Here is a 24,034-nt window from a genome sequence, read left to right as displayed (position 1 = left end):
CAAAAAAGGCAAAACCCTTAAACAGAAATGTTTAAGGGTTTTTTATTATTTTATAAAAAAAAAGAGTCTTAATTTTATGGAAGGCGAAATAAATTTAAACACTATTCTAGAGAATCTTAATCCTGTTCTTAATGCAGGAGAATATGTTTTTACAAAAGTAGATTCTATAGACCATATCGCCTTTTCAAAAATTTTGTTTCTATTTAAAGAGAAAGAAGGAATTACTGTTGTCCTAGAAAAGCGTTTTGCAGAAGAGCTTAATCTTACTTTCTCCTACATCGCTTCTTGGATTACTTTAGAAGTTCATTCTTCTTTAGCTGCTGTAGGTTTGACCGCTGCATTTTCTCAGGCACTAGGAAATGCCAATATTAGCTGCAATGTAGTTGCTGCCTATTTACACGACCATATATTTATTGATAAAAATGACGCTCTAAAAGCAATGGAAGTATTGCTAAAATTAAAACAAAAAAATAAAAATTCTTTGTAATTAAAAAATCAAAAAATAACCATAAAAACTGCTATTAAAATAGTTATTTTGCAGAGGTAATTTTATAACATATGGACATAGTAAAATTTAAGATCACATCTAAAACAATCAAAGTAGAAGTACGCAATTCGAATAATTATGTTTTTAATTTTAATACTGCCTTAGATATTGCAAAAGAAGACAAAGATGTTTTATTAAAACTTTACAATGCATTGGATCTTCTTTTTAAGAAAGAAACTCCCGCTGAAGTAAAAAACTACATTTCGCCTAACCAGACCAATATACTGGACCAAATTTCTGCTGTCGAAGATATTGATGGTGAGAAATAAGTAATCAATAACTTGCTGCCAATACTTTTTATTAGAAATAAAAAAGAACTCGATTTTCTGTAACATTTTCCAATAACAGCGTCAAAATATAAAATTAAATTACGGTTCTTTGTAACTTATTACATTCTTGATATCAAATTCGTGTTTTTTGAATGCAATAATAGTAAGACCAATGAGTTGTTATTAGTTAAACAAGTCGCGATATTTTCGTTATGGACAATAAAAAGTTTATTCTTAGTTTGAAAAAAGGGAATGAAGCCGCTTTTAAAGAGGTTTACTTCACTTACTACGATAAACTGATAAACATTGCCAAACGTTTTAATCTGACAGTTCTTACTCCCGAGGACTTTGTTCAAGAAAGTTTTTTACGACTCTACAATAAAAGAGAACTGCTCAATGAAGATATTCTATTGGACAAGCAATTGTACACTATCTGCAAAAACATTATTCTCAATCACATTAACAGAGAAAATAAAATAGTTCAGCTTGACACTTTTCAAGCTGATATCTTGGAAGAACAAGATTCCGATTCTGGAATTTTTGAAGAAAGACAAGAAAAACTACAAAACTTCATCAATCAGCTTCCGGAGCAGCAACAAAAAATATTTACTTTACACAAACTGGAAAACCTTAGCTATAAGGAGATTGCAGCAATCACGGATCTTTCTGAAAAGACCATTGCCAATCATATTTATCTCGCCAGTAAATTTATTCGAAAAAAAATCGAAAACCATTAGGAACTTTTCTGTTCTCGTTTGTTATATATAAAAACAAGAACAAAAAATGCACATTGAAGCGTATAAAACAAATGTTAGAACTAAAAAAGATGCCAGTTTAATTGTGGTGCTTTTGCAGTTCATTATTTCCGATTGTATTATATATTTTGATTTCAAAAATCGCGAAAGAATTCTAAGAATCGAAACCAACAGAGACATTAAGGAAATGGTTTATGGTGTTTTTAATAAACAAGGATTTTATTGCCAAAAACTCTAACACCAAAAAAAATGGACAAGGAAAATTTAGACGAAGAGTTTAAAAAGTTATGGAATGAAACTCCTGCTTCTCATTCAGAAAGCACAAAAGAAGCTTCTTGGGAAGAATTTCAAGCAAAAGCTTTTCCTAAAAAACGAAAGATTAAACCTTGGCGCTATTATGCAGCGGCATCTGTTTTACTTTTTGTTCTTATCGGAACTGGAATTTATTTTAATAATGACTCTGTAACAGAAACAGCTGTTCTGGCAGGAAATGTAATTGAGAATACTACGCAGAAAATAAAATATGTAGTCTTACCAGATAATTCAAAAGTAGAATTAAGTCCGAATTCTAAAATTTCTTATGGAGACAATTTTGCTTTAAACAGAAAAATTGAAATTGATGGTGAAGCTTATTTTAAAGTTAAAAAAGACAAACAGCATCCTTTTCAGGTTTTTTGTAACGAAACGACAACAACGGTTTTAGGAACTTCTTTTATAGTGAAAGAATCGAATCAAAAAGAAGTAACGGTTGAATTGTATGAAGGAAGTGTCCAGATGAATGTAAACGGTGAAAACCAAAAATGGATTCTAAAACCTGGCGAGAAATTTACTTACGGAAATCATATTGCTGCAGTTGCCGAGTTTAGTCGTTTCATAGATTTTGACAATTCTAAATTAACCGCTGTAGGAACTTATATTGAAGAAAATTATGGGTATAAAGTAAATATTCCCCACGAATATTCTAATCAAAAAATTACCATTCGAATCAACAAAAAAGAAGATTTAAATACAATTGTACAATTAATAGCAGAAATGTATAACCTAAACTTTGAAATAAATGAAGATCTAAAACAGATTACTTTTCAATAATAAACGAAAAAGGATGTAAGCCGCGAAACTACACATCCTCCTCTTAGTCAGGATAACACGAAGTTATTCCATTTAATAATATTCAAAAATACAAAATTTCATGAAGCATATAATTTCAGCATGCTTTTTTTTATTCAGCTTATGTATGTTCGCTCAAAGCGTTACGATAACTGTAGATCAAAATGTCACTTTAAAAGAATTCTTCAAGCAAATTGAAAATCAAACAGATTATAAATTTGCTTTTACAGATCAAATCGATACTGGTAAAAAATATTTTACTCAAAAAAATACTTTTAAGCAGACTACTATCGAAAAACTTATTGCAGAATTAAATAAAACTGCCACTTTACAATTTTCTATAGCAGGCAATAATATTTTTGTGAAGCAGAGAAACCAAACTCCTAAAGCGACGACCAAAAAAAAAAGCAGGCTAAAAGGTCAGATTCTTGATGATGAAAAACAACCTGTTATTGGCGCCAACGTTTATATCACAGAATTACAGACCGGCACTGTAACAGATATCAATGGAAAATACAGCATCGAAGTTCCGAATGGAACTTACACCGTTTCGATTAGTTATGTTGGTTTTCAGAATAAGGAAAGACAGATAAATATTAATGATGATACTACGCTAAATTTCAATATAGAATCAGACAGCCAGCAATTAGGTGAAGTGATTGTAATGAATAATAAAGCTGTTGACGTTAAAACCACTCAAATGAGTGTGAACAGACTTTCGATGCAGGAAATTAAAAAGATTCCTGTGGCAATGGGCGAACCAGATCCTTTAAAGTCAATCTTAACTTTGCCTGGAGTAACGAATGCCGGAGAAGCTTCTTCGGGTTTTAATGTCCGCGGTGGTGCAGCCGATCAGAATTTGATTCTTTTAGATGGCGCTCCTGTTTATGCTGATTCGCATATGTTTGGATTCTTCTCGATTTTTAATGCTGACATTGTTAATGGCTTAGATTTATATAAAGGCGGAATTCCATCGAAATTTGGAGGTCGTGTTTCTTCTGTTTTAGACGTTACACAGCAAACCGGCGATTTTGAAAATTATAAAGTTAACGGAGGAATCGGAATTATTTCCAGCCGCCTTTTGGTTCAAGGACCAATACAAAAAGAGAAAAGTTCGTTCATCCTTTCCGGACGTGCTTCGTATGCGCATTTGTTCATGAAACTGGCAGATAATAAAAACTCTGCCATGTTTTATGATTTGAATGCTAAATTCAATTACCGTTTTAACCCAAATAATACGCTTTCTTTTTCTGGTTATTTAGGAAATGATTTATTCGATATCAATGAACGTTTTTCTAGTACTTACGGAAGTACAATGGGCATTTTAAGCTGGAAACATAAATTTTCAGATAACTTAAATTCTAATTTATCTGCTTTTTACAGCGATTACAAATTCAATTTGGGACTTTCTACAGAGAATTTCGAATGGGACAGCAGCATCAGCAGTTACGGACTAAAATATGCTTGGAATTACCAAACATCAGAAAAATTCAAAATTAATTACGGAATTGATGGTTTGTATTATAACTTCAATCCAGGAGTTGTTCAGCCAACAAGTTCAGATTCTCAGTTCAATTACAAACAGCTGGATAAAAAATATGCATTAGAAACTTCTGCTTATATCGATTTTGAAAATCAAATTACCGAAAAGCTGAATTTCCGTTACGGACTTCGTTACAGCTCATTTTATCGTTTAGGCGGCGAAGAAATCAGTACTTATGAAAATGGTCAGGCTGTAGTATTTAATCCGCTTTATAAAATTTATGAGGAAGGTACTCCAACGGGAACAATAAGTTATAAAAAAGGACAAGCGATAAGCACTTTCAATAATTTTGAACCAAGAGCTGCCTTGTCCTATGCTTTTAATGATGAAACTTCTGTAAAAGCAAGTTATAATAGAATGGCGCAGTACATTCATATTTTATCAAATACACAATCTCCCCTGCCTATGAGCATCTGGACTCCAAGCGGCCCTTTTACCAAACCTCAGCTTTTGGACCAGTACGCAATGGGTTATTTCCAAAATTTTAAAGACGGTGATTATTCTTTCGAAGGAGAATTATTCTATAAAAAAGTTCAAAACCGTATCGATTATATAGACGGAGCCGATGTTTTGGCCAACAATAATATCGAACAAGTAATCCTGAATGGTAAAGCCAGATCTTACGGACTGGAATTATTATTTAGAAAAAACGCTGGTAATTTCACCGGATGGGTTTCTTATACTTTATCTAGAGCAGAACAAAAAACCGTTGGAAGAACGCCTGAAGAACCAGGAATTGCAAATGGAGATTGGTATTTATCTGGATATGACAAACTTCATAATTTAAGCGTTGTTGGAAGTTACGAACTGAATCCGAAATGGTCTTTTAATGGTAATTTCACTTTACAGTCGGGTCAGCCGGTTACTTATGCAAATGGATATTATGAATTTGGAGGCATCAATGTTCCTAATTATTCTTTAAGAAACGAAAACAGATTACCTCTTTTCCACCACTTGGATGTTGCTGCAACTTACACTCCAAAACCAGACAAAAAGAAAGGATGGCAAAGCTATTGGGTATTCAGCCTTTATAATATTTACAACAGAAAAAATGCTGCTTCTATGAGTTTTACAACTAATGACGATACAGGAGCAAATGAAACCAGAAGACTTTCGATCTTCGGAATTGTACCCGGAATTTCTTATAATTTTAAATTTTAATGCGATGAACAGATTAAAAAAATATAGTACAATAAACAAAGCGCTGGCATTACTAACACTTTTCCTGGCTTTGTCTTTTACTTCTTGTGAAGATGTTGTAAACCTTGATTTGGAAACTGGCGAAACAAGATTGGTAATTGATGCTGAAATTATCTGGAAAAAAGGAACTGCAGGAAATGAACAAACTATAAAAATCAGTAAAACGGCTCCTTATTACAACGATACAACACCAAAAGTTTCGGGAGCTCAAGTGCGTGTTGAAAATAGTAATGGCGACGTTTTTACTTTTACTGAATCTGAAGCAGGGGTTTACAAATGCAATAATTTTGTTCCTGTAATCGATATGGATTATAAATTATTTGTTGAAGCCGAAGGACAAAGTTTTACAGCAACTGAAAAACTAACTTCTGTAACGCCAATTACGAAAGTGGACCAAGCCATTGTTCCAGATTTTGGAGGAGAAGATGTAATTGAACTGACTTTTTACTATACTGATCCCGCAGATCAAGTGAATTTTTATTTAACCGATTATCAAAGTGAGTTTTTAATTTTTCCAGAATATGAAATCACAAACGATGAATTTTATAATGGAAATGAAATCAGTACAAGGTTTTCCGATGAAGATATGAAGTCAGGAAATACGGTAAAAATTACACATAGAGGTGTTTCTAAAAACTTTTTCAATTACATGAAATTAATTTTAGAAGCTTCAAATTCAAATCCGTTTTCTGTTCCTCCTGGAAACATTCGCGGGAATATAATCAATACCAACAATGCCAATAATTATGCAATGGGTTATTTTAGACTTTGCGAAGCTGATCAGGTTGATTATTTGGTGAAGTAAAATGGTTATCCATAAAAATACAAAAGCCTTAAACGAGAATGTTTAGGGCTTTTGTGTTTTCCAATCTTTTTTATCAATCTGATACACAAAGTTCAATTTTGGTTTTTCGCCAAAATAAGCGACTTCTTCTTCCGCAGCTTTTCTGGCTCCTATTCTAGAGATTGCTATTTGAATCTAATATTTTCTGAACCAATATGAAATTTCACTTTTGAAACATATTGAGAAAGATAATCCAGCGTTGTTTTTTTCAAGATGAATTTTGAACTTTCAACTTTTGTTGAAGGTTTTTTGTTTTTATAATATCTTCTCAAAAGACTGATAGAATTTATATTAGATTACGGTTTTCCACAATTCAAATTAAAAGCTTTTTATGTATGTTTGTATGTAAGTATTTTTCTAAAGAAAGATTTAATTAACGAAAAACTTTAAGTACAAGAATGGTATCCCAATTTTCTTTTTTAGAACAAAATTATCCTGAACTTTTTGCTATAAGTGAACTTTCTGAAAAGTTATACCATTTTGACCCAAGTTCTTCTTTAGCAAAATCACGTTTATTTTCTGAAAAAATGTCTATCCTAGTATGGCAATTTGAAGATTTAGGCTCATTTGAAGGAAACCAAGTTGAACGTATTAATCAATTATACTATAATAACAATATACCTGAAGTTGTAAAAGATTTACTTCATTCCGTTAGAAAATCAGGAAATAGAGCAACTCATGATGGAAATAGTTCTGATAGAGAAGCTTTATTTGTTCTAAAAAAATGCTATCAATTAGCCCGATGGTTCTATGAAACTTATGAAAATAATTTTTTAGAAAGAGAAGATTATATCCTTCCTGAAAATGATCATGCCAAAACTGTTGAAACATTAAATAATGAATTAAATAAACTTTCAAAGGAAGTAACAGATTACAAAACCAAAATTGCTTCTTTAAATGATTCATCAGCTGTTATATCAACTCGTAAAGTAAAATCTAATCAAAATGCGAGCAAAATAAGCTTAAATGAAGCCGACACTCGGTTACTATTAATTGATCATCAATTATCTATTGCAGGTTGGGAATGTGATTCAATTTCTATTAACTATAAAAACAACAAAACACTTCCTGAAAAAGGTAAAAATAAAGCTATTGCAGAATGGCCTTGCAATGGTAAATGGGCAGATTATGCTCTCTTCGTTGGAACAGAATTATATGGAATTGTAGAAGCAAAAAAATACGCTACAGATATTTCAACCGATTTGCATCAATCTAAAATTTATGCTGAATGTTTAGAAGTTACATCAAATTTCAAAACATTAGGGCAATGGAATTCTTATAAAGTTCCATTTCTATTTTCGACAAATGGAAGAACTTATTTGGAGCAGATAAAAACAAGAAGTGGTATTTGGTTTTTAGATGTTCGAAAAGATCGTAATAGAGCACATGCATTACGAGGCTGGATATCTCCTGAAGGAATAGTAGAATTATTTAACAGAGATATTGATAAAGCAAATATAAGATTAGAGCAAAGCGATTATGATTATTTACAAGATCCTAACGGTTTGGCATTACGCTATTATCAAATTGATGCAATAAAAGCTGTTGAAGATAAAATCATCAATAATCCAGACGACAAGCGTTCTCTATTAGTTATGGCAACAGGAACTGGTAAAACAAGAACAACTATTGGTTTTGTTTACAGAATGATTAAATCGGATCGTTTTAAACGTATTTTATTCTTAACAGATCGAAGATTATTAGCAAGCCAAGCTTTAGGAAGTTTTAAAGATAATAAAGTAGAAGACATTAATACATTTGCTAACATTTATAAAATGGAGGAAATGAAAAATGTCATTCCCGAATCGGACACGCGACTTCATTTTGCAACTGTACAAAGTATGGTAAAAAGATTATTCTATTCAGAAAATAATGTTTTACCAATTGATACTTACGACTGTATTATTATTGATGAAGCTCACAGAGGTTATAACTTAGATAAAGAAATCAATGAAGAAGATTTAACTTTTAAAGACGAGAATGACTATGTGGGACAATACAAAAAAGTTATTGAATATTTTAATTCATACATTGTTGGATTAACTGCAACACCTGCCCTTCATACAACTGAAATTTTTGGTAAACCAGTGCACAATTATTCCTATCGTGAAGCAGTTATCGATGGCTTTTTAAATGATCATGAACCTCCATACATCATAAAAACTAGATTAAGTGAAGAAGGAATTTTATGGGAGAAGGGTGAAAAACCAAAAATATTAAATTCTGAAACTAATGAAATTGAAGAACTAGCCGAATTAGAAGATGAACTACATATTGAAATTGAACAATTCAATAAATTAGTAATTACAGAATCTTTCAATAGAGCAGTTATTAAGGAATTAGTTCAAAAACTGGATCCAGAAGGTGATGAAAAAACATTAATTTTTGCTGTTCGTGATAGTCACGCAGATTTAATTGTTCAATTATTGTTTGAAGAATTTGAAGCAATTGGCGTTGAAGTTCCACAAGATTCTATACAAAAACTTACTGGCAATGTTTACGATGTAGAAAATTTAACTAAACGTTTTAAAAACGAAAAGTTTCCAAATATAGTAGTTACAGTCGATTTACTAACGACTGGTATTGATGTGCCTGAAATAGTAAATTTAGTTTTTCTTCGTAGAGTACGTTCACGGATACTTTTTGAACAAATGTTGGGAAGAGCTACGAGATTATGTACAAAAATTGGAAAACAGTTTTTCAGAATTTATGATGCTGTCCGTGTTTATGAAGCTTTGCAGGATTATACACAAATGAAAACAGTTTCAAATCCCTCAATTTCTTTTCAGCAACTTATTGAAGAATTAGAATTTATCGAAACTCCTGAACGTGCTAGAAAGCAAATTGAACAGATTGTAGCCAAATTACAACGTAAAAAGAAACAAATTAACGATGGTCAAATTGAACAATTTATGTATTTGGCTAAAGGAGAAACACCCGAAGAATTTATTGAAAATTTATTACAAATAGAAAACGAAAACATAAAAAAGGTACTTGTAACTTATACTAGCTTATGGGATTTTCTAGATAAAAAGATATATCAACCAAAAATGCAATTAGTTTCTGAGCATTTTGATGAAGTAACTGGGATCGAACGTGGTTATGGAAAGGCTGAAAAACCAGAAGATTATATTCAAGGTTTCAAAAAATTTATTGAAGAAAACCGCAACCAAATTTTGGCATTAAAAACGATCTGCACTAAACCAGCTGACCTTGACCGTAAATCACTTAAAGAATTAAAGCTTTTACTGGATCAAAAAGGCTATAATGAAATTACACTTTCGACAGCATGGAAAACAGTAAAAAATCAAGATTTAGCTGCTGATATTATATCCTTTATTAGAACATTGGCTTTAGATACTGATTTAGTAAGTCATGAAGATCGAATTAAAAATGCTATTAATAAAATAAAAAATAGTCGTAAATGGAATGCTACCCAATTAAAATGGTTAGATCGTTTTGAAAAACAGTTATTAGTAGAAACTGTACTAACAAAGGCTGATTTAGATTCAAAACCATTTAGTGATGAAGGAGGATTCACAAGATTGAATAAAATATTCGAAAATGATTTAGATAAAATTTTATCGACATTAAATGAAAATTTATATACTGCATAAACAAAATTTTTTCCCTTCTTTGCAGAAAATATAATACCCCTAACAAATAATTTGAGGAATTTCCTCGCAATTAATAAGCAATGAGTGCACAAGAAATAGCTAATAAACTCTGGAATCTTTGTAATGTATTACGTGATGATGGTGTTACCTATCACGAATACTTAAATGAATTGACCTATATTCTTTTTTTAAAACTAAGTGAAGTAAAAGGTTTTGATGATCAAATTCCACTAGAATTTCAATGGCAATATTTTGTAAACGAACACGACAATAATGAAGCTTTCGCTCGTTATCGTCAATTCTTAGCAACTGTTAGCGACAAAACTAAAAGTAATAGTATCAAAGAAATATACAGCAACGCCTCTACAAGTTTACGTAAACCAGTAAATTTCCGTTCTCTTATCACAGCAATCGATAAACTGGATTGGTACGAAGAAGACGATCGTGACGTGATGGGAGACATATACGAGAGCTTGTTAGAGAAAAATGCAGGCGAGAAGAAAAGTGGTGCTGGACAATACTTTACTCCTCGCCCTTTGATTAACATAATGGTTGATTTGATGGTACCGAAATTAAAAGAGCGTTGGACAGATCCTGCTGCAGGAACTTTTGGTTTTATGATTTCCGCAGATCATTATCTAAGAAGTAAATACGATAATTACTATCATCTATCTGAAAAAGATCGAGAATTTCAAATAACACAAGCTTTTTCGGGTGTAGAATTAGTTCCAGATGCGCATAGATTAGCATTGATGAACGCACGTTTACATGGAATGGAAAGTACTATTTATCTAAATGATACTTTGACAGAATTTGGTAAAAGCTTGAAAGATTTTGATGGTGTGCTAGCAAATCCTCCATTTGGAACTAAGCAAGGTGGTGAACGTCCAACGCGTGATGATTTTACATTTCCGACGAGTAACAAACAGTTGAACTTTTTGCAACATATTTATCGTAGCTTAAAAAAAGATGGAAAGGCAAGAGCTGCAGTAGTTCTACCTGACAACGTCTTGTTTGAAGACGGTGATGGGCAAAAAATACGTCATGACTTAATGGATAAATGTAAATTACATACTATTTTACGTTTACCAACTGGTATTTTTTATGCTGCAGGTGTAAAAACAAACGTGCTATTTTTTACCAGAGAAAAAACTGAAACCAATAACACTAAAAATGTTTGGTTTTATGATATGCGTACAAATGCACCAAATTACGGTAAACGTACACCATTTACAGAAAAAGCTTTTGAAGATTTTGTTTTAGCATATACTGGTGGAATACCTTTGGATAAAGTGGAGAAAGAGTATGATGGCTTGGTTTCTGATGAAAAAAGAAAAATTATTAAGGACGAAAGATGGCAGTGTGTATCTCGTGCCGAAATTGAGAAAAAGAATTACAATTTAGATCTTGGTTTAATTGCAGATAGCTCTTTAACTAGCGCTGAAGATTTAGATGAGCCGATTGATATTGCCAAATATGCACTTTTAGAATTGCAAAGTATTACTGAGCAATTAAATGCCATGATAAAAGAATTAAGGTAATGGCAAGTAGAGGTGATATAAATATAAATGAAGTTCAACCAAAATTATTTGATGGTTGGGAAAAACTTAAAATTGAAGACACACTTGAAAAAGCAGGATCATTTACAAAATTAAAATCAAAAGATTATTTTGATGAAGGTAAATTTCCAGTCGTTGATCAAGGTGATAAATTTATTTCAGGTTTTGTAAATGATGAAGATTTACTATACAAGGGTGAATTGCCTGTAATTATTTTTGGAGATCACACTCGAAATGTAAAATATATTGATTTTCCTTTCGCTACTGGTGCAGATGGAACAAAAGTTTTAAAACCTAAACCATTTTATAATCCTAAATTTTATTATTATTATTTTAAAAGTCTAAAAGTTCCTAATCTCGGATACAGCAGGCATTTTGCAATATTAAAAGAAATAGATTTTCCAATCCCACCTCTTGAAGAACAAAATCGTATTGCAGATAAGTTAGATACCCTTTTTGCTCAGCACGAAAGCATAAAAACAAGAATTGAGAATTTAAAGAACATTTCAAATAGTTTGACATATTCTTGTTTGACCGATTTAAAGAACAATAAATTTCATGACAGAGAAAAAATAGGGAAATATTTAGAAGAGGGAACTGATAGAATTGGAACCAATTGGAAAAATCTAAGGCTTATTGGTGTTTCTGCTAAAGAAGGCATAACAGACTTAAGGATTGGACAAAAAGAATCTTTTGAAAAATACAAAATTGTAAGGCCTGGAGATTTCATATACAATACGATGAGAGTTAATATAGGATCAATTGCAATATATGATGGAATTGAAAATGCTCTTACTAGCCCTGACTATGTTGTATTTAGAGTTAACAAGCATCTTTCCTCAAGGTTGCTGTTGAATTTTTTAAAATCAGAGCAAGGATTGTTAGAAATTGGTGCTAATACTAAAGGCAGTGTTAGAGCACGGTTATATTTTAAAGCATTATCAGAAATAAGAATGCCAATTGCCCCAATCAAAATTCAAAATTTCGCAGAAAATTTCCTAAAAGGCTTTAATATTACTTTGAATTCGTTAAGTGTTCTTAAGGAAACTTCGTTGGAAAAACTTTCTCCTTCCATTTTGGCTAAAACTTTTAAAGGTGAGTTAGTATCGCAGTTGGATAGTGATAGTCATACCAACAAATTACCACCACCAGTACAAGATTTGAAAGGTATGTCAATAAAGAAAAATAAGAAATAATAAAGTTATGAAAGTTAAATCAGTGTGGGTTTCAGAATATAAAAACTTAAAAAAAATTGATCTGAAATTCAATTCAAATCTTATTACTCTTTTGGTTGGAAAAAATGGCATGGGCAAATCAAACCTAATAGAAATTTTAGGATTATTATTCAAAAATTTTGATTTACTAAACACAGAAGAAGAATTTGTTTATTGGGAATATGGAACTGAACGAAAAAGATTTCAATATATTATTAATTACGAATGCTATGATAATGATATTTTAATTGAATGTAATGAAACTAATTTCATATTAAAAATAAAGCCAGTAGGTTCTTCAGAAGAAGTTCCATTTGAAATACTTCCTTTTAAAGAATTCATTACTAATCGAAAAATAAAATATATTCCAAAATATATTATTGGTTATTATTCAGGAGAAAATAAAAGAATTGGAAGTATATTAAAAGAACACGAACATCAGCAAAAAGATATTTTAAAAAATTTTCATCGTATAAAAAAAGAAGAACCGGATTCTGGATTAAGAAGAATATTTTTTACAGAAAACCATCATAGTCAATTGTTTTTATTAACTCTTATTTTATTTAGAAAGCATCTTGACTTCACAGATAAAATTGAAGATTTATTTACAAATTACTTAGATATAGAAAGTATTGAAAATTTTAGTATTCTTTTCAATAATCCAGCATGGGATTACTCTAATATAGATGGAAAAGATAAAGGAATGGATTTTTTGATTTCTAACATTGGAGATAAAGAAGAAATCAAAAACCCCTTTTGGAATCTTAAAGGTAAAATAGATAAATTATTAACTCGTCTCTATAATCATCAGATTGATAATAGCTCAGAACCAATTTACTATGATAATGAAGGAGAAGATCATAGAAAATTTGTGAAAGAATTTTTGCTCTTTAATAAAATAAAATTTGACATATTTATAGAAGAAGTGGTTAAGTATTATGAACACCCAATTGATTTTTTTGATGCACTTGAATCAGCAACTATTATAGATGTTCTTAAATCAATAACTTTTAAGGTTAAAAAAAATAATATTGAAGATCTCATCGAATTTGACCAATTAAGTGAGGGAGAACAACAATTATTAACTGTTTTGGGGCTTTTATTAGTTGCTGGAACAGATGAATGTTTATTTCTTCTTGACGAACCAGATACACATCTAAATCCTGATTGGCAAAGAGATTATATTGAACTTTTAAAAAAATTTAATACAAATGGTTATGCAAGTCACATTTTTGTAGCAACACACAGCCCTTTGATTGTTCAGAGTTCAATTGATTCTGAAATTCTTCTTCATCGAAAAGAAGGTAATCAAGTTGTAATTGATACTGAAAGTCATGAAATAAAAAATTGGCGAATTGATCAAGTATTACAGAGTGAATATTTTGGACTATCTAATGTCCGTCCAACAAGCTTAGATGGTTTCATGAAAATTCGAGAAGAAATCCTTTCAAAAGAAATAGTTACTAAAGAAGATATTGAATACTTAAAAAAAATTGATAAAGAAGAAGGATTATTGCCAAGTGGAGAAACATTGAATGATTTTAAAACAATCCGTTTATTGAGAGATATGGTTTCAAAAATACCTAAAGAATGAGAAAAATAAATAGAGATAATTTACCACCAGTTGATATATACGAAATAGGAATTAATAAAGGGGTTTCTCGATGGAGAGTAGCTGAAGCCAATGTAATTAAAGCATATAAAAGTAATCCTTTAATTTTTAATAATGGAGAATATGTATTTCCTACACATCCATCATATACTAAATGGAAAAATGAATTAATAAATAATCAGGGAGAAAAGTGTTGCTTTTGCGAAAAAGCTATTAAAAATGGTGTCATAGAACATTTCAGACCTAAAAAAGGATGGCAGCAAAATCCTGGTGATCCAATTAGTCGACCTGGTTATTATTGGCTTGCGTATCGATGGAGAAATTTATTATTATCATGCACTGATTGCAATGAATCAGGCCAAAAAGGAAATTTATTTCCAATAAATGGTATTAGAGCTTTTAGCCCTACATGTAGTATTAATGCTGAAAACTGTAATCTTATTAACCCTTACGAAGAAGATCCGTCAACATTTATTTCCTATTATAAATCTGATCCCATATCATTACATTCAAGAGGACGTGAAACTATTGAAGTTCTTAAATTAGGTACAAGAGCAGATATAAAACAAAACCGAAAGGATATTTTTGATATATATGATTTGTCTTTTCAAATATCAAAACTACCTCATGCTATGGGTTCAATAACAAAAAAAATGATTGATGAAGCAAATGATCGTGTTAGAATTAAAGTTAAGAAAAAAGAACCTTTTTCAGGAATGATTTTAGAGAATCTAAAAAACGGCACACTAGTTTAGGCAATTATTATTTCTGAAACTAATTTAGTAAAATATTTAAAATAATGAATATATTTTTCGGTAAGATTTCACAAAAAGTGGATATCAATCAAATAAATGAAGGTTATTATATAGCTCCAAAAGGTTCATCATGGTATGGAGATTTGAAAATAGGTGATTTTGTTTATTTGATTGGTGGTGACAAAATACAGTTTTGGAAAGCACGAGGATGGGATACTAAAAATAGTTCAGATATTTTAAGGTTTGATATATTAAATCCTGATCTAAGAATTAATGTTTCACAATTAATTGCTTTAAAATATTTACGTATAACTAAATCTCTAGCGGTACTAACTTCTAGATCTGCCCGAAGCAAAGCGTTTTTCAAACTTGATTTACTAAAAGACATTCCTTTAGCCGATTTATCTAGCGCACATTTTTATGAAAATCCTGAATTATACAGATCAATTAAGATTGTCAAAAGTGGAGATGTCATTAAAAACTCCGAAGATATTCAATTAACATTCGAAAACAACGAGTTAAAATTAGTTGACAATGAATTCATAGATGGCTCAATTAAAGAACAATTTGTTGATAATCTGGATAAAAGGGGAAATGGTGCTAAAATGAAAGATCCAGTTTTAGATTTTTTCTTTAAAGCTGCTAATAATCTTCCCTCTACAGTTACCCACAAGGAAATTGGATTAAGACGTTTTTATGATACTTTTTTTTGCGAATATAAAAACAACGAAAAGTATTTTCTTGTTGGAGCATTTTGGGATTCCGAAAATCCGCAAGATCAAACAGATCGCTTCTTAAAAGAAAGCATTTGGTTGAACGGCTATACCGACAAATTCCTTAAAGAAGTGAATAGTGTTCCAGTAGGAAGTAATATCGCTATTAAATCAGCATTTATTCGTGAAAAAACAAAAGCTGTTATGGTAATAAAAGCTAGGGGAATTGTAATAGGCAATCTAAACGATGGTCAAACTCTAGAAGTTCAATGGGAGGAAGACTTTACACCTTTCGAAGTTAATTTTGGAGGATATATGCAGACGATTAAAGAAGTTACTAAAAAAGATCAAATTCAAGTAATATGGAACAGTGAAGGTGAAATAAGTAAAAATGATTCTTTTAAAAATAATAATTTATCTAATATGTATATTCCAAAAAACCAAATCCTTTACGGTCCTCCTGGAACAGGAAAAACTTTCAATACTATTAATAAAGCATTGTCAATTATTGAATCTAAAACTGAGAACGAAATTAATTCAGAGAAAAGAGAAGTTTTAAAGAATAAATTTGACGAATATATCAATAATGGTCAGATTGTTTTTACAACCTTTCACCAAAGCATGAGTTATGAAGATTTTATTGAAGGAATAAAACCGAAAATCATTGAGGATGCAGAAGAGAATAAACAAGTAATTTATGAGGTTGAAGATGGTATTTTTAAACAAATTGTAGAAAGTGCCAAAAAGGAAAGAACAATCAGTAAAGAAGTTATTGAAAAATATAACTTTAATGATGCTTGGAATGATTTGGTAAATGAGTCTGAAATGAAATTTGAAGATGAGAAATTATTGACTCTAAAAATTCAAACGCCAAATTTAGGACTTGATGTTGTTGAAGTTTCTGAAAAAGGAAATTTAAAATTGAAGCCAATTTATTCAAAAAAATCAAAGGTTTATACTGTATCCTACGACCGAACAAAAAAACTTCACGAAGTATTTCCTGATTTATCTATTGTTAAAAATATTGATAAAGAATTTAGAACTGTAATTGGCGGTTCAAACTCTACTGCTTATTGGTCTGTATTGAATTATATAAACAATAAAATAAATCAAAGGTCAAAAAATATTAATGAAAATATTGAATCACGTCTATTACCACATATTTTAATTATAGATGAAATTAATCGTGGCAATGTTTCGCAAATATTTGGAGAATTAATTACTCTAATTGAAGAGGATAAACGCTTAGGAGGGGATGAAAAATTAGAAGTAACTCTACCATACAGTAAGAAAAAATTTGGTGTCCCATCAAATCTATATATTATCGGTACAATGAACACAGCTGATAGAAGTGTTGAAGCTTTAGATACTGCCTTGAGAAGACGTTTTAACTTTTCAGAAATGACTCCTCAATCAAAGTTATTAACACCTTCCGCATTGTATTGTCAGCTTTTATGGAAGTATCAAGGTGTAGATTGGAATGATTCTGAATTCGTATCTGAAGAAAATAAAATATTTGATTTTCTTCAAGTCTCAGATGAATTAAAATCCAATAGGAAATCTATTTGGGAAACAATGAAAAAGGATAATAATCGCGCTAATTTCTCTTATTTTAATAGTTTCAAATATACGGGAATAAATCTTCAAACAATACTAGAAACTATCAATAATAGGATTGAACTTTTATTAGATAGAGATCATTTAATTGGTCATGCCTATTTTATTAATATAAAAACAGAAATTCAATTACTGGATGTTTTTAAAAATAAGATAATTCCTCTTTTACAAGAATATTTCTATAATGATTATCAAAAAATTGCTTTAGTTTTAGGTGAAGGATTTGTTACTTGCTTAGAAGTAAAACAAGATAATCAGATTTTTGCAAAATTTTCAAAATCGTTAGACTTTCCAGCAGTAGAAAAAAAATTTGAATTAATTGAAGACATTAATTTATCAACAGCACTAAAAAGTTTATTAAATCTTGATTAACAATAAAGCCATACAAGTTTTTGAGCATAGTTTTCTTCCTATAAAAGGAAAATTTGAGGAGCGTCATTTTATAGCTTTATCCAAGCTAAATGAACTGCACAACGATAAATATTTTGATTTGCGTCATAACGGAATCAAGTTTAAACAATATGTTGGTGTAATTCAGGTTGCGGGTTTAACAATTGAAATTTTACCAAAAATTGATAATGATGGGAAAAGCATAAATGTATGGCAAACAGCATTAATTGAAATGCTCCACATAACTAAAAAACTAAAAGTTCAAAAAGTTGGAGAAGCAAATGTAAGCAGACAAAAAATACATCTGCTTGACCTTTATTTTGAATGGTTTTTAAATGAAGTGCAGACTTTAATTCATCAAGGTTTAATAAAACAATATTATAAAGAAACCAACAATGTAAAAGCATTAAAAGGTAAGCTCGAATTTGCTGGACATATTAGCAAAAACTTAGTACATAAGGAACGTTTTTACACTACACATCAGGTATATGAAAAAGACCATTTAATTCACCAAATTCTTTTTAAAGCTTTGGAAATTGTAGAAAAATGTTCAAAAGGAAATTATTTATATTCCAAATGCAAAACAGTTCAACTCGATTTTCCTGAAGTCAAAAACATTTCTGTCAGTGAGGCAACCTTTTCGAAAGTTCCTAAAAATAGAAAAACTGCACCATACGAAACTCCATTAGCAATTTCGAAATTCATAATTCTCAATTTTGCACCAAATATCTCAAGTGGTTCAGAAAATATGCTGGCGCTATTATTTGATATGAATTCTTTATGGGAAGAATACATTTTAGCAAGACTCAAACAATCTGATAAAGGTTTTATTATATCAGGACAAGAATCAAATTCATTTTGGAACGGAATTTCTATCCGCCCTGATATTGTAATGAGAAATAGCGAAGCTACTTATATCATTGACACCAAATGGAAAAACATCGATTGCACTAACCCTTCAACAAATGATTTACGACAAATGTATGTTTACAATGATTATTGGAAATCGCCCAAAGCGATGTTATTATATCCTTCCAATCAAACATATTTTGAAAAATTTATAGATTATCACAATAACAAACATCAATGCGGTTTGGGAAAAATTTCAATTTTTAAACAAGATGAGGACTGTTTAAATGATGAAATTGGCGATGATATTATAAATTGGTTTATCGAGAAAACTTAAAGAAAATCTTCTTATTTATAATTTAAACTAACCCTACGCACCTCATCCAACAACTCCATTTCATCATTAGGCAAAAGTTGCAAAGCCATTTCAACCAAAATCATAGCATCAGAGAAAGGCTTGGTAGAATTTTCGCTTTGGAGCATAGTAACAAAGCAATAATCATAATATTTAATTCACTGTAACAAGATACATTCAGCGTTGCGGATAAAGAATCATTGTTAGGTTTGAGTTTATTAAAATAGTTTCCTTTATTCATTATTTCTAATAATTCTGTTACGGCTTTTTGTTGTGTTTCCATAATTATAATTGACGTTTTTTGATAAGTCAAAATTGAATTATTATTTTGAAATACAGGTTATCACACGTGATAACTACTTAAAAAAGTGAAAATAAAATTTATTAAACAACCAAAAAACCTCCAAAATCAAAAACTGACTTTGAAGGCTTTTCACTTTATCTAAAACTCTTATTTATATTCGGCTTCTTTCTGAGTGTACCAATCTTTCATTACATAAAAAGCTTTCTTTTTAATTCCTTGATCGGAGATTAAACCTTTACGGTTGAAGAAATCCTGAATGTTTGGCAATTGTCTTCTTGGTGATCTGAAATCGACTAAAATCCAGGGAGAAACTCCTGCTAAACCTTCGATACGATTGAACATCTGTGTGTTTTGAATATATAATTCTTCTTGATATTCTTCGTTCCAGCGTTCCTTTTTATCGCCGTGACGACCTTGCAAAGCTTCGCCTCCAAATTCGCTGATGATAACCGGCTTGTTATACGGAATTACCCATTGCATGTCTTTGCACGATTCGTTGGTTCCTCTGTACCAGCCTAAATATTGGTTGAAACTCACAATGTCTACATATTCGTTCATATTATCGTGAAGTGTATTAACATTGTTCGGACTTTTGGTTACTTCCATCGCCATACTGATTAAACGAGAATTATCTTGTGTACGAGCATATTTGGCCAACTTACTTAAGAAAATATCTCTGTCATCTCCATGCGGCGTTTCATTTGCAATTGACCAGATTACAATGCCGCAGCGATTTTTATCTCTGTAAATCATATCGTGCAATTGACGTTCTGCATTCGCGTAAGTGTCTGGATTCGTCCATGAAATGGTCCAATAAACTGGAACTTCAGACCAGATCATCAATCCCATTTTTTCAGCCTCTTTTACCATTTTTTCGTTATGCGGATAGTGCGCCAGACGAACATAGTTACAGCCTAATTCTTTTGCCCAAGTCAATAAAGTAACAGCATCTTCTTCTGACCAAGCTCTTCCAGATCTGAAAGGCGCTTCTTCGTGAATACTAATACCGCGTAAAAAGACCTTTTTTCCGTTTAACAGAATCTCTTTTCCTTTGGTTTCTATAGTTCTAAAACCAATTTGATCTGCGATATTTTCATCGGCTTTGCTAATCTTTACTTCATATAATTTTGGTTTTTCTGGCGTCCATAAAATAGGATTGGCTTTAATTTCAAAATACGCCATTCCTTTGGCATCAGTAGTAACGTTCTTTTTGATTTTTAATTCAGGAATCGAAACCGAAACAGATTGGTTCGCTGTTTCACTATTCAACTTTATCCAGCCGGAAATTTTTCCTTTTTCTTTTTTGTCCAATTGTACCAAATAATCTTCTATATAAGTATTCGGGACTTGCGCTAAAGTCACGTCTCTTGTAATACCGCCGTAATTCCACCAATCCATATTTACGGTCGGGACATTATCTTTATGGCGTTTGTTGTCGACTTTTACTACCACAAAATTATTGCCGTCCACCAATAAATCGGTTACATCAAAATTGAATGGTGTATAACCGCCAACGTGAGTTCCTGCCAGTTTTCCGTTTACATAAACCTTAGCGTCGTAATTGACTGCTCCAAAATGAAGAATACCTTTGCTTTGAGAATTCTTTTGGTAATTGAAGTCTTTCTGAAACCAAACTGTTCCTTCGTAAAAAAACAATCTTTCGTCTTTACTATTCCAGTCAGACGGGATATCCATCGTGGCAGAAGTCGCAAAATTATATTCGGTTAAATCTGTGGTATTCCATTTCTTATTTTCGAAGAATCCGTTGTTTTTAAACGGCATTAAACGGTAATCGTAATATCCGTTTTCGAGCGGGTCTACGATATAACTCCATTTTCCGTTTAATGTAATATTGTTCCTCGATGAAATATTGGAAACTAACGGAATTTCCTGCGCCATTGCTTTCCCCATCAGCAGAAAAGTACAGTACAGCATTACAATTTTTTTCATAGTTTTTATTTTTAATTATATAGGTCTAATTAATTTAAACACATAGAATCATAGGATTAGCTTTGTGGATAAAGGCGTTTCACTTGTCTAAATAAACATAGCTGGTTTTATATTCTCACTTTTATCTGTTAATCTGTAAAATCTGCGGGAAAAAAATTTCGCTAGCAGATTAAGCGGATTTTTTAATTTTTAATTTTTAATTCTTTTTATCAAAATAACGCGTCAGTTCAAAAGCATTATCATTAATCACTTTCATTTCTTTTAACAAAGGCTCATACGGTTCGAATTTGCTGTTGACAATTCCTTTATTCGAATCTCTGTTGGAATAATCGGTAGTTAAATCTTCTGGATCGTTATCCATATATTTGAACCAATGCCAGCCGACAGAATTTTTATTTTTAAGTAATTCCAAAGTGAAATTCTGATAGAAAAGTCCTCTTTCTTTCTGCGTTCGAACCAGCCAGCCCGCGCCGGTATTATTGGGCAGTCCAGAATCTTCTCCTTTGGTGTACCATTCTGTAATTAAAAAAGGTTTTCCTGACCATTCTCCCCAATTGTTCATTAATTCCTGACTTGGCTCCCATTTTCTATAATGATTTATTGAAATGATATCCATGTATTTTCCAGCCACTTTAAAAATCTCCGGATTTGTCAATTCCTGTTCCTTATCCTGATTGAAACGGCATCCTAAATAAAGATGGTTCGGATCTGCTTTTAGAAGCGCTTCTGTGACCTTCTTCATATAAGTTTCAAAATAAAAAGCGGTAAATGCCATTCTATCCTCTTGATTTACATCAGAAATTGAAGCATTAAAACCTTTTCTTTTGTCCAGCCAATCTTTTGCTGCCATATATCCCTGTTCATCTTTGGCCAATAAAGTTAAATGTTTATCTAATGCGTCGTTATACCAAGGCAGTTCATTATCAGTAAAATAACCCATCAAATACTTATCATTTTTATATTGAGAAACGTCTTTTACGGATTTTTCTACATAGGCATCAAATTCTTTATCGAAAACCATTACGAGATCAAAACGGTAATTCTGCCAGCTGGCTTCTTTGTATTTTCCGCCGTATTTTTTAATATGATCGGAATGATACATTCCCATTGGCGAAATAATTATGGTATAAACCAATGGATTTTCAGCTTTTCGAACCAAATCAATATTCGACCACGCACCTACTCCATTAAAACCATTGTCACAAAGTAATTTTGTTTCCTGCTTCAGCCAATTTTCTGGACTTCCGTATTTTTTATCGAATGCTTTCTGCTGATTTACAGAGCGTCCTGCGTTAAAAACTGCAACACCTTTGTAAATAAACGGATAACCTTCTGGATCAATAATCCACCATCTGTTGTTTACTTTTTCTGTTCTAAAAAATCCCGTTGCTTCTTTCTGCCAGACTTTCGATCCGCCGTAAATCGAAATTGGTCCTTGTTTTTTAATTTTAAATCCAGGCAGTTTATCGATTGTTTTGGCATCGTACGCCACCCATTTTGGATCTAATGCATTTTGTCTGGCTTCTACTTTTTGGTACGTAATGTTATTCTGTGCATTTGCAGTAATGAGGCTTATAAAACAGAACAATACATAAATGGAGTGCTTCATTAAATTTGTTTTTTAATATGTTTAACACATAGAAACATAGATTCTCTTTTGGCTGAGAAAGGCGTTTCAGCTGCTGCATGCACATAGATTTTCTATGTGTGAAAACTAGTTTCTTTTAAACTCTCTCAAGTCTAAAAAACCTATGTCACTATGTGTTTAAAAATTTTATTTAGATAAATAGATATGATCGAAATCGAAAGTGTAGTTATTTAAAGCTCTTACATCTTCTGGATCAACACTTCTTAATACCAAAATATCTTTGATTTTTGTCAAGTCTAATGACGGATTTTGTTTTTTATAATCAGCAATTGGAATTTTAACCATGTTCCAGCTGCCGTCTCTTTTTAATCCGTATAAATTACTTGTGGCATCAAATTCTACATATCCAGTGTTGGAAGCATCTTTCATTCTAAATCTGATTTTTCCAGTGCTGGTAGTTCTTACCGCCATATTGATATGCGTGTAAGAAGAAATATCAGTGAAATTTACAAACGATAGAATTGCCATTGCCCATTTAGCTTCGGCTGCAGGCGGTGCGGCTGGAAGAGAAAAATTTCTAAAAGCTCCTTCATAGCCATCAGCAGCGACTTCTTTAATTACAAATTGATTGCTTGAAACCCAGTTTAAGACAGGCGCTGTTTTTGTGAAATCAGGATTTTCAGAATAAATCTTAAGGGCATCAGCCGGAATAACGATTGGCGGAGTTGCAGGCGCTTCAACCTCAACCGTAAAAGTTTTCTTTTGAGTGGTATTGTCAACAAAAGTAATTTCTAAAGTGGTTGTAAAAGTACCGCCTTTAGCATATTTTACCTCAACGTTCGGTTCAATAGAAGAACCTGGAGAGCCGCCTTGAAAAGTCCATTTTACAGCACGCACTTTTGTCGACGAATCGGTATACGTAATGGTTTCTCCTGCTTTAACAGAGGTATTGGTGGATTCTGCTTTTAATTCTCCTTTTTTATAAAGATATACTTCGCGTACATCATCTTCACAGGAAAACAAACTTACAAAAAGTACTAAAAGGAAATATTTCAGTTTAGCGATATGATTTAGTTTTATAGTCATGGTTTTGTGTTTTTTGGTTAATTTTTTTGAGAGATGGTAGATGGTAGATGGTAGAGGCAAGATGCAAGAGACAAGAAGCAAGACTTTTCAGCAAAATCTGCTTCTTTTCAGAATATAGATTATAGAACATAGAGAAAAGATTTTTCTAAATCTCAGATCT

17 protein-coding genes are annotated in these 24,034 nt (G+C 31.5%); 14 read left to right on the top strand and 3 right to left on the bottom strand.

Annotation, left to right across the window (positions count from 1 at the left end; genetic code table 11):
* The first annotated feature begins 76 nt into the window (after window positions 1-76).
* From ASE40_RS14090 to ASE40_RS14025, 14 genes are all read left to right on the top strand, one after another.
* Window positions 77-487, top strand: coding sequence for an ACT domain-containing protein (locus tag ASE40_RS14090; RefSeq protein WP_057117731.1), 411 nt, complete (start codon window positions 77-79; stop codon window positions 485-487).
* A gap of 71 nt (window positions 488-558) precedes the next feature.
* Entirely contained in the window at window positions 559-816 is a 258-nt protein-coding gene (locus ASE40_RS14085) for a hypothetical protein (protein WP_057117730.1), read from the top strand.
* Window positions 817-1,028: 212 nt separating this feature from the next.
* The gene (locus ASE40_RS14080) at window positions 1,029-1,553 is read left to right on the top strand and encodes an RNA polymerase sigma factor (protein WP_057117729.1); all 525 of its coding nucleotides are present in this window, start codon (window positions 1,029-1,031) and stop codon (window positions 1,551-1,553) included.
* 46 nt (window positions 1,554-1,599) lie between these two features.
* On the top strand, window positions 1,600-1,809 hold the full coding sequence (locus ASE40_RS14075; protein ID WP_057117728.1) for a hypothetical protein: 210 nt from the start codon (window positions 1,600-1,602) through the stop codon (window positions 1,807-1,809).
* Window positions 1,810-1,820: 11 nt separating this feature from the next.
* Window positions 1,821-2,660 carry a FecR family protein gene (locus tag ASE40_RS14070; protein WP_057117837.1) on the top strand — a complete coding sequence of 280 codons (840 nt, stop codon included), beginning with the start codon at window positions 1,821-1,823 and terminating at the stop codon, window positions 2,658-2,660.
* A gap of 100 nt (window positions 2,661-2,760) precedes the next feature.
* Window positions 2,761-5,382, top strand: a complete 2,622-nt coding sequence (locus ASE40_RS14065) for a TonB-dependent receptor (RefSeq protein WP_057117727.1) — start codon at window positions 2,761-2,763, stop codon at window positions 5,380-5,382.
* Between the two features lie 4 nt (window positions 5,383-5,386).
* Complete coding sequence (locus ASE40_RS14060) at window positions 5,387-6,226, top strand: DUF4249 family protein (protein WP_057117836.1); 840 nt, start codon at window positions 5,387-5,389, stop codon at window positions 6,224-6,226.
* Between the two features lie 437 nt (window positions 6,227-6,663).
* Window positions 6,664-9,882, top strand: a complete 3,219-nt coding sequence (gene hsdR, locus ASE40_RS14055; RefSeq protein ID WP_057117726.1) for a type I restriction-modification system endonuclease — start codon at window positions 6,664-6,666, stop codon at window positions 9,880-9,882.
* An 80-nt stretch (window positions 9,883-9,962) separates the two neighbouring features.
* Window positions 9,963-11,423, top strand: coding sequence for an N-6 DNA methylase (locus ASE40_RS14050; RefSeq protein ID WP_057117725.1), 1,461 nt, complete (start codon window positions 9,963-9,965; stop codon window positions 11,421-11,423).
* Window positions 11,423-12,637 carry a restriction endonuclease subunit S gene (locus ASE40_RS14045; RefSeq protein ID WP_057117724.1) on the top strand — a complete coding sequence of 405 codons (1,215 nt, stop codon included), beginning with the start codon at window positions 11,423-11,425 and terminating at the stop codon, window positions 12,635-12,637. Before ASE40_RS14050 ends, ASE40_RS14045 begins: the two co-directional genes overlap by 1 nt.
* A gap of 7 nt (window positions 12,638-12,644) precedes the next feature.
* Entirely contained in the window at window positions 12,645-14,249 is a 1,605-nt protein-coding gene (locus tag ASE40_RS14040) for an AAA family ATPase (RefSeq protein WP_057117723.1), read from the top strand.
* Entirely contained in the window at window positions 14,246-15,022 is a 777-nt protein-coding gene (locus ASE40_RS14035) for a hypothetical protein (RefSeq protein ID WP_057117722.1), read from the top strand. The genes ASE40_RS14040 and ASE40_RS14035 overlap by 4 nt, the downstream gene beginning before the upstream one ends.
* A gap of 44 nt (window positions 15,023-15,066) precedes the next feature.
* The gene (locus ASE40_RS14030; protein WP_057117721.1) at window positions 15,067-17,724 is read left to right on the top strand and encodes an McrB family protein; all 2,658 of its coding nucleotides are present in this window, start codon (window positions 15,067-15,069) and stop codon (window positions 17,722-17,724) included.
* Entirely contained in the window at window positions 17,717-18,928 is a 1,212-nt protein-coding gene (locus tag ASE40_RS14025) for an McrC family protein (RefSeq protein ID WP_057117720.1), read from the top strand. The genes ASE40_RS14030 and ASE40_RS14025 overlap by 8 nt, the downstream gene beginning before the upstream one ends.
* Before the next feature lie 469 nt (window positions 18,929-19,397).
* On the opposite strand, the gene ASE40_RS14015 is transcribed toward ASE40_RS14025, so the two are convergent.
* The 3 genes from ASE40_RS14015 to ASE40_RS14005 all read right to left on the bottom strand — a co-directional run bounded on the left by ASE40_RS14015 (window position 19,398) and on the right by ASE40_RS14005 (window position 23,874).
* Window positions 19,398-21,200 carry a glycoside hydrolase family 2 protein gene (locus tag ASE40_RS14015; RefSeq protein ID WP_082586813.1) on the bottom strand — a complete coding sequence of 601 codons (1,803 nt, stop codon included), beginning with the start codon at window positions 21,198-21,200 and terminating at the stop codon, window positions 19,398-19,400.
* Window positions 21,201-21,396: 196 nt separating this feature from the next.
* On the bottom strand, window positions 21,397-22,809 hold the full coding sequence (locus tag ASE40_RS14010) for a hypothetical protein (RefSeq protein WP_057117717.1): 1,413 nt from the start codon (window positions 22,807-22,809) through the stop codon (window positions 21,397-21,399).
* Between the two features lie 165 nt (window positions 22,810-22,974).
* Complete coding sequence (locus tag ASE40_RS14005; RefSeq protein ID WP_057117835.1) at window positions 22,975-23,874, bottom strand: PKD domain-containing protein; 900 nt, start codon at window positions 23,872-23,874, stop codon at window positions 22,975-22,977.
* Window positions 23,875-24,034 lie beyond the last annotated feature (160 nt).

Origin of the sequence: Flavobacterium sp. Root935 (genome assembly GCF_001429295.1) — a bacterium.
In the GTDB taxonomy this organism is placed as follows: Bacteria; Bacteroidota; Bacteroidia; order Flavobacteriales; family Flavobacteriaceae; genus Flavobacterium.
This window is presented reverse-complemented; position numbering and strand designations above follow the sequence as displayed.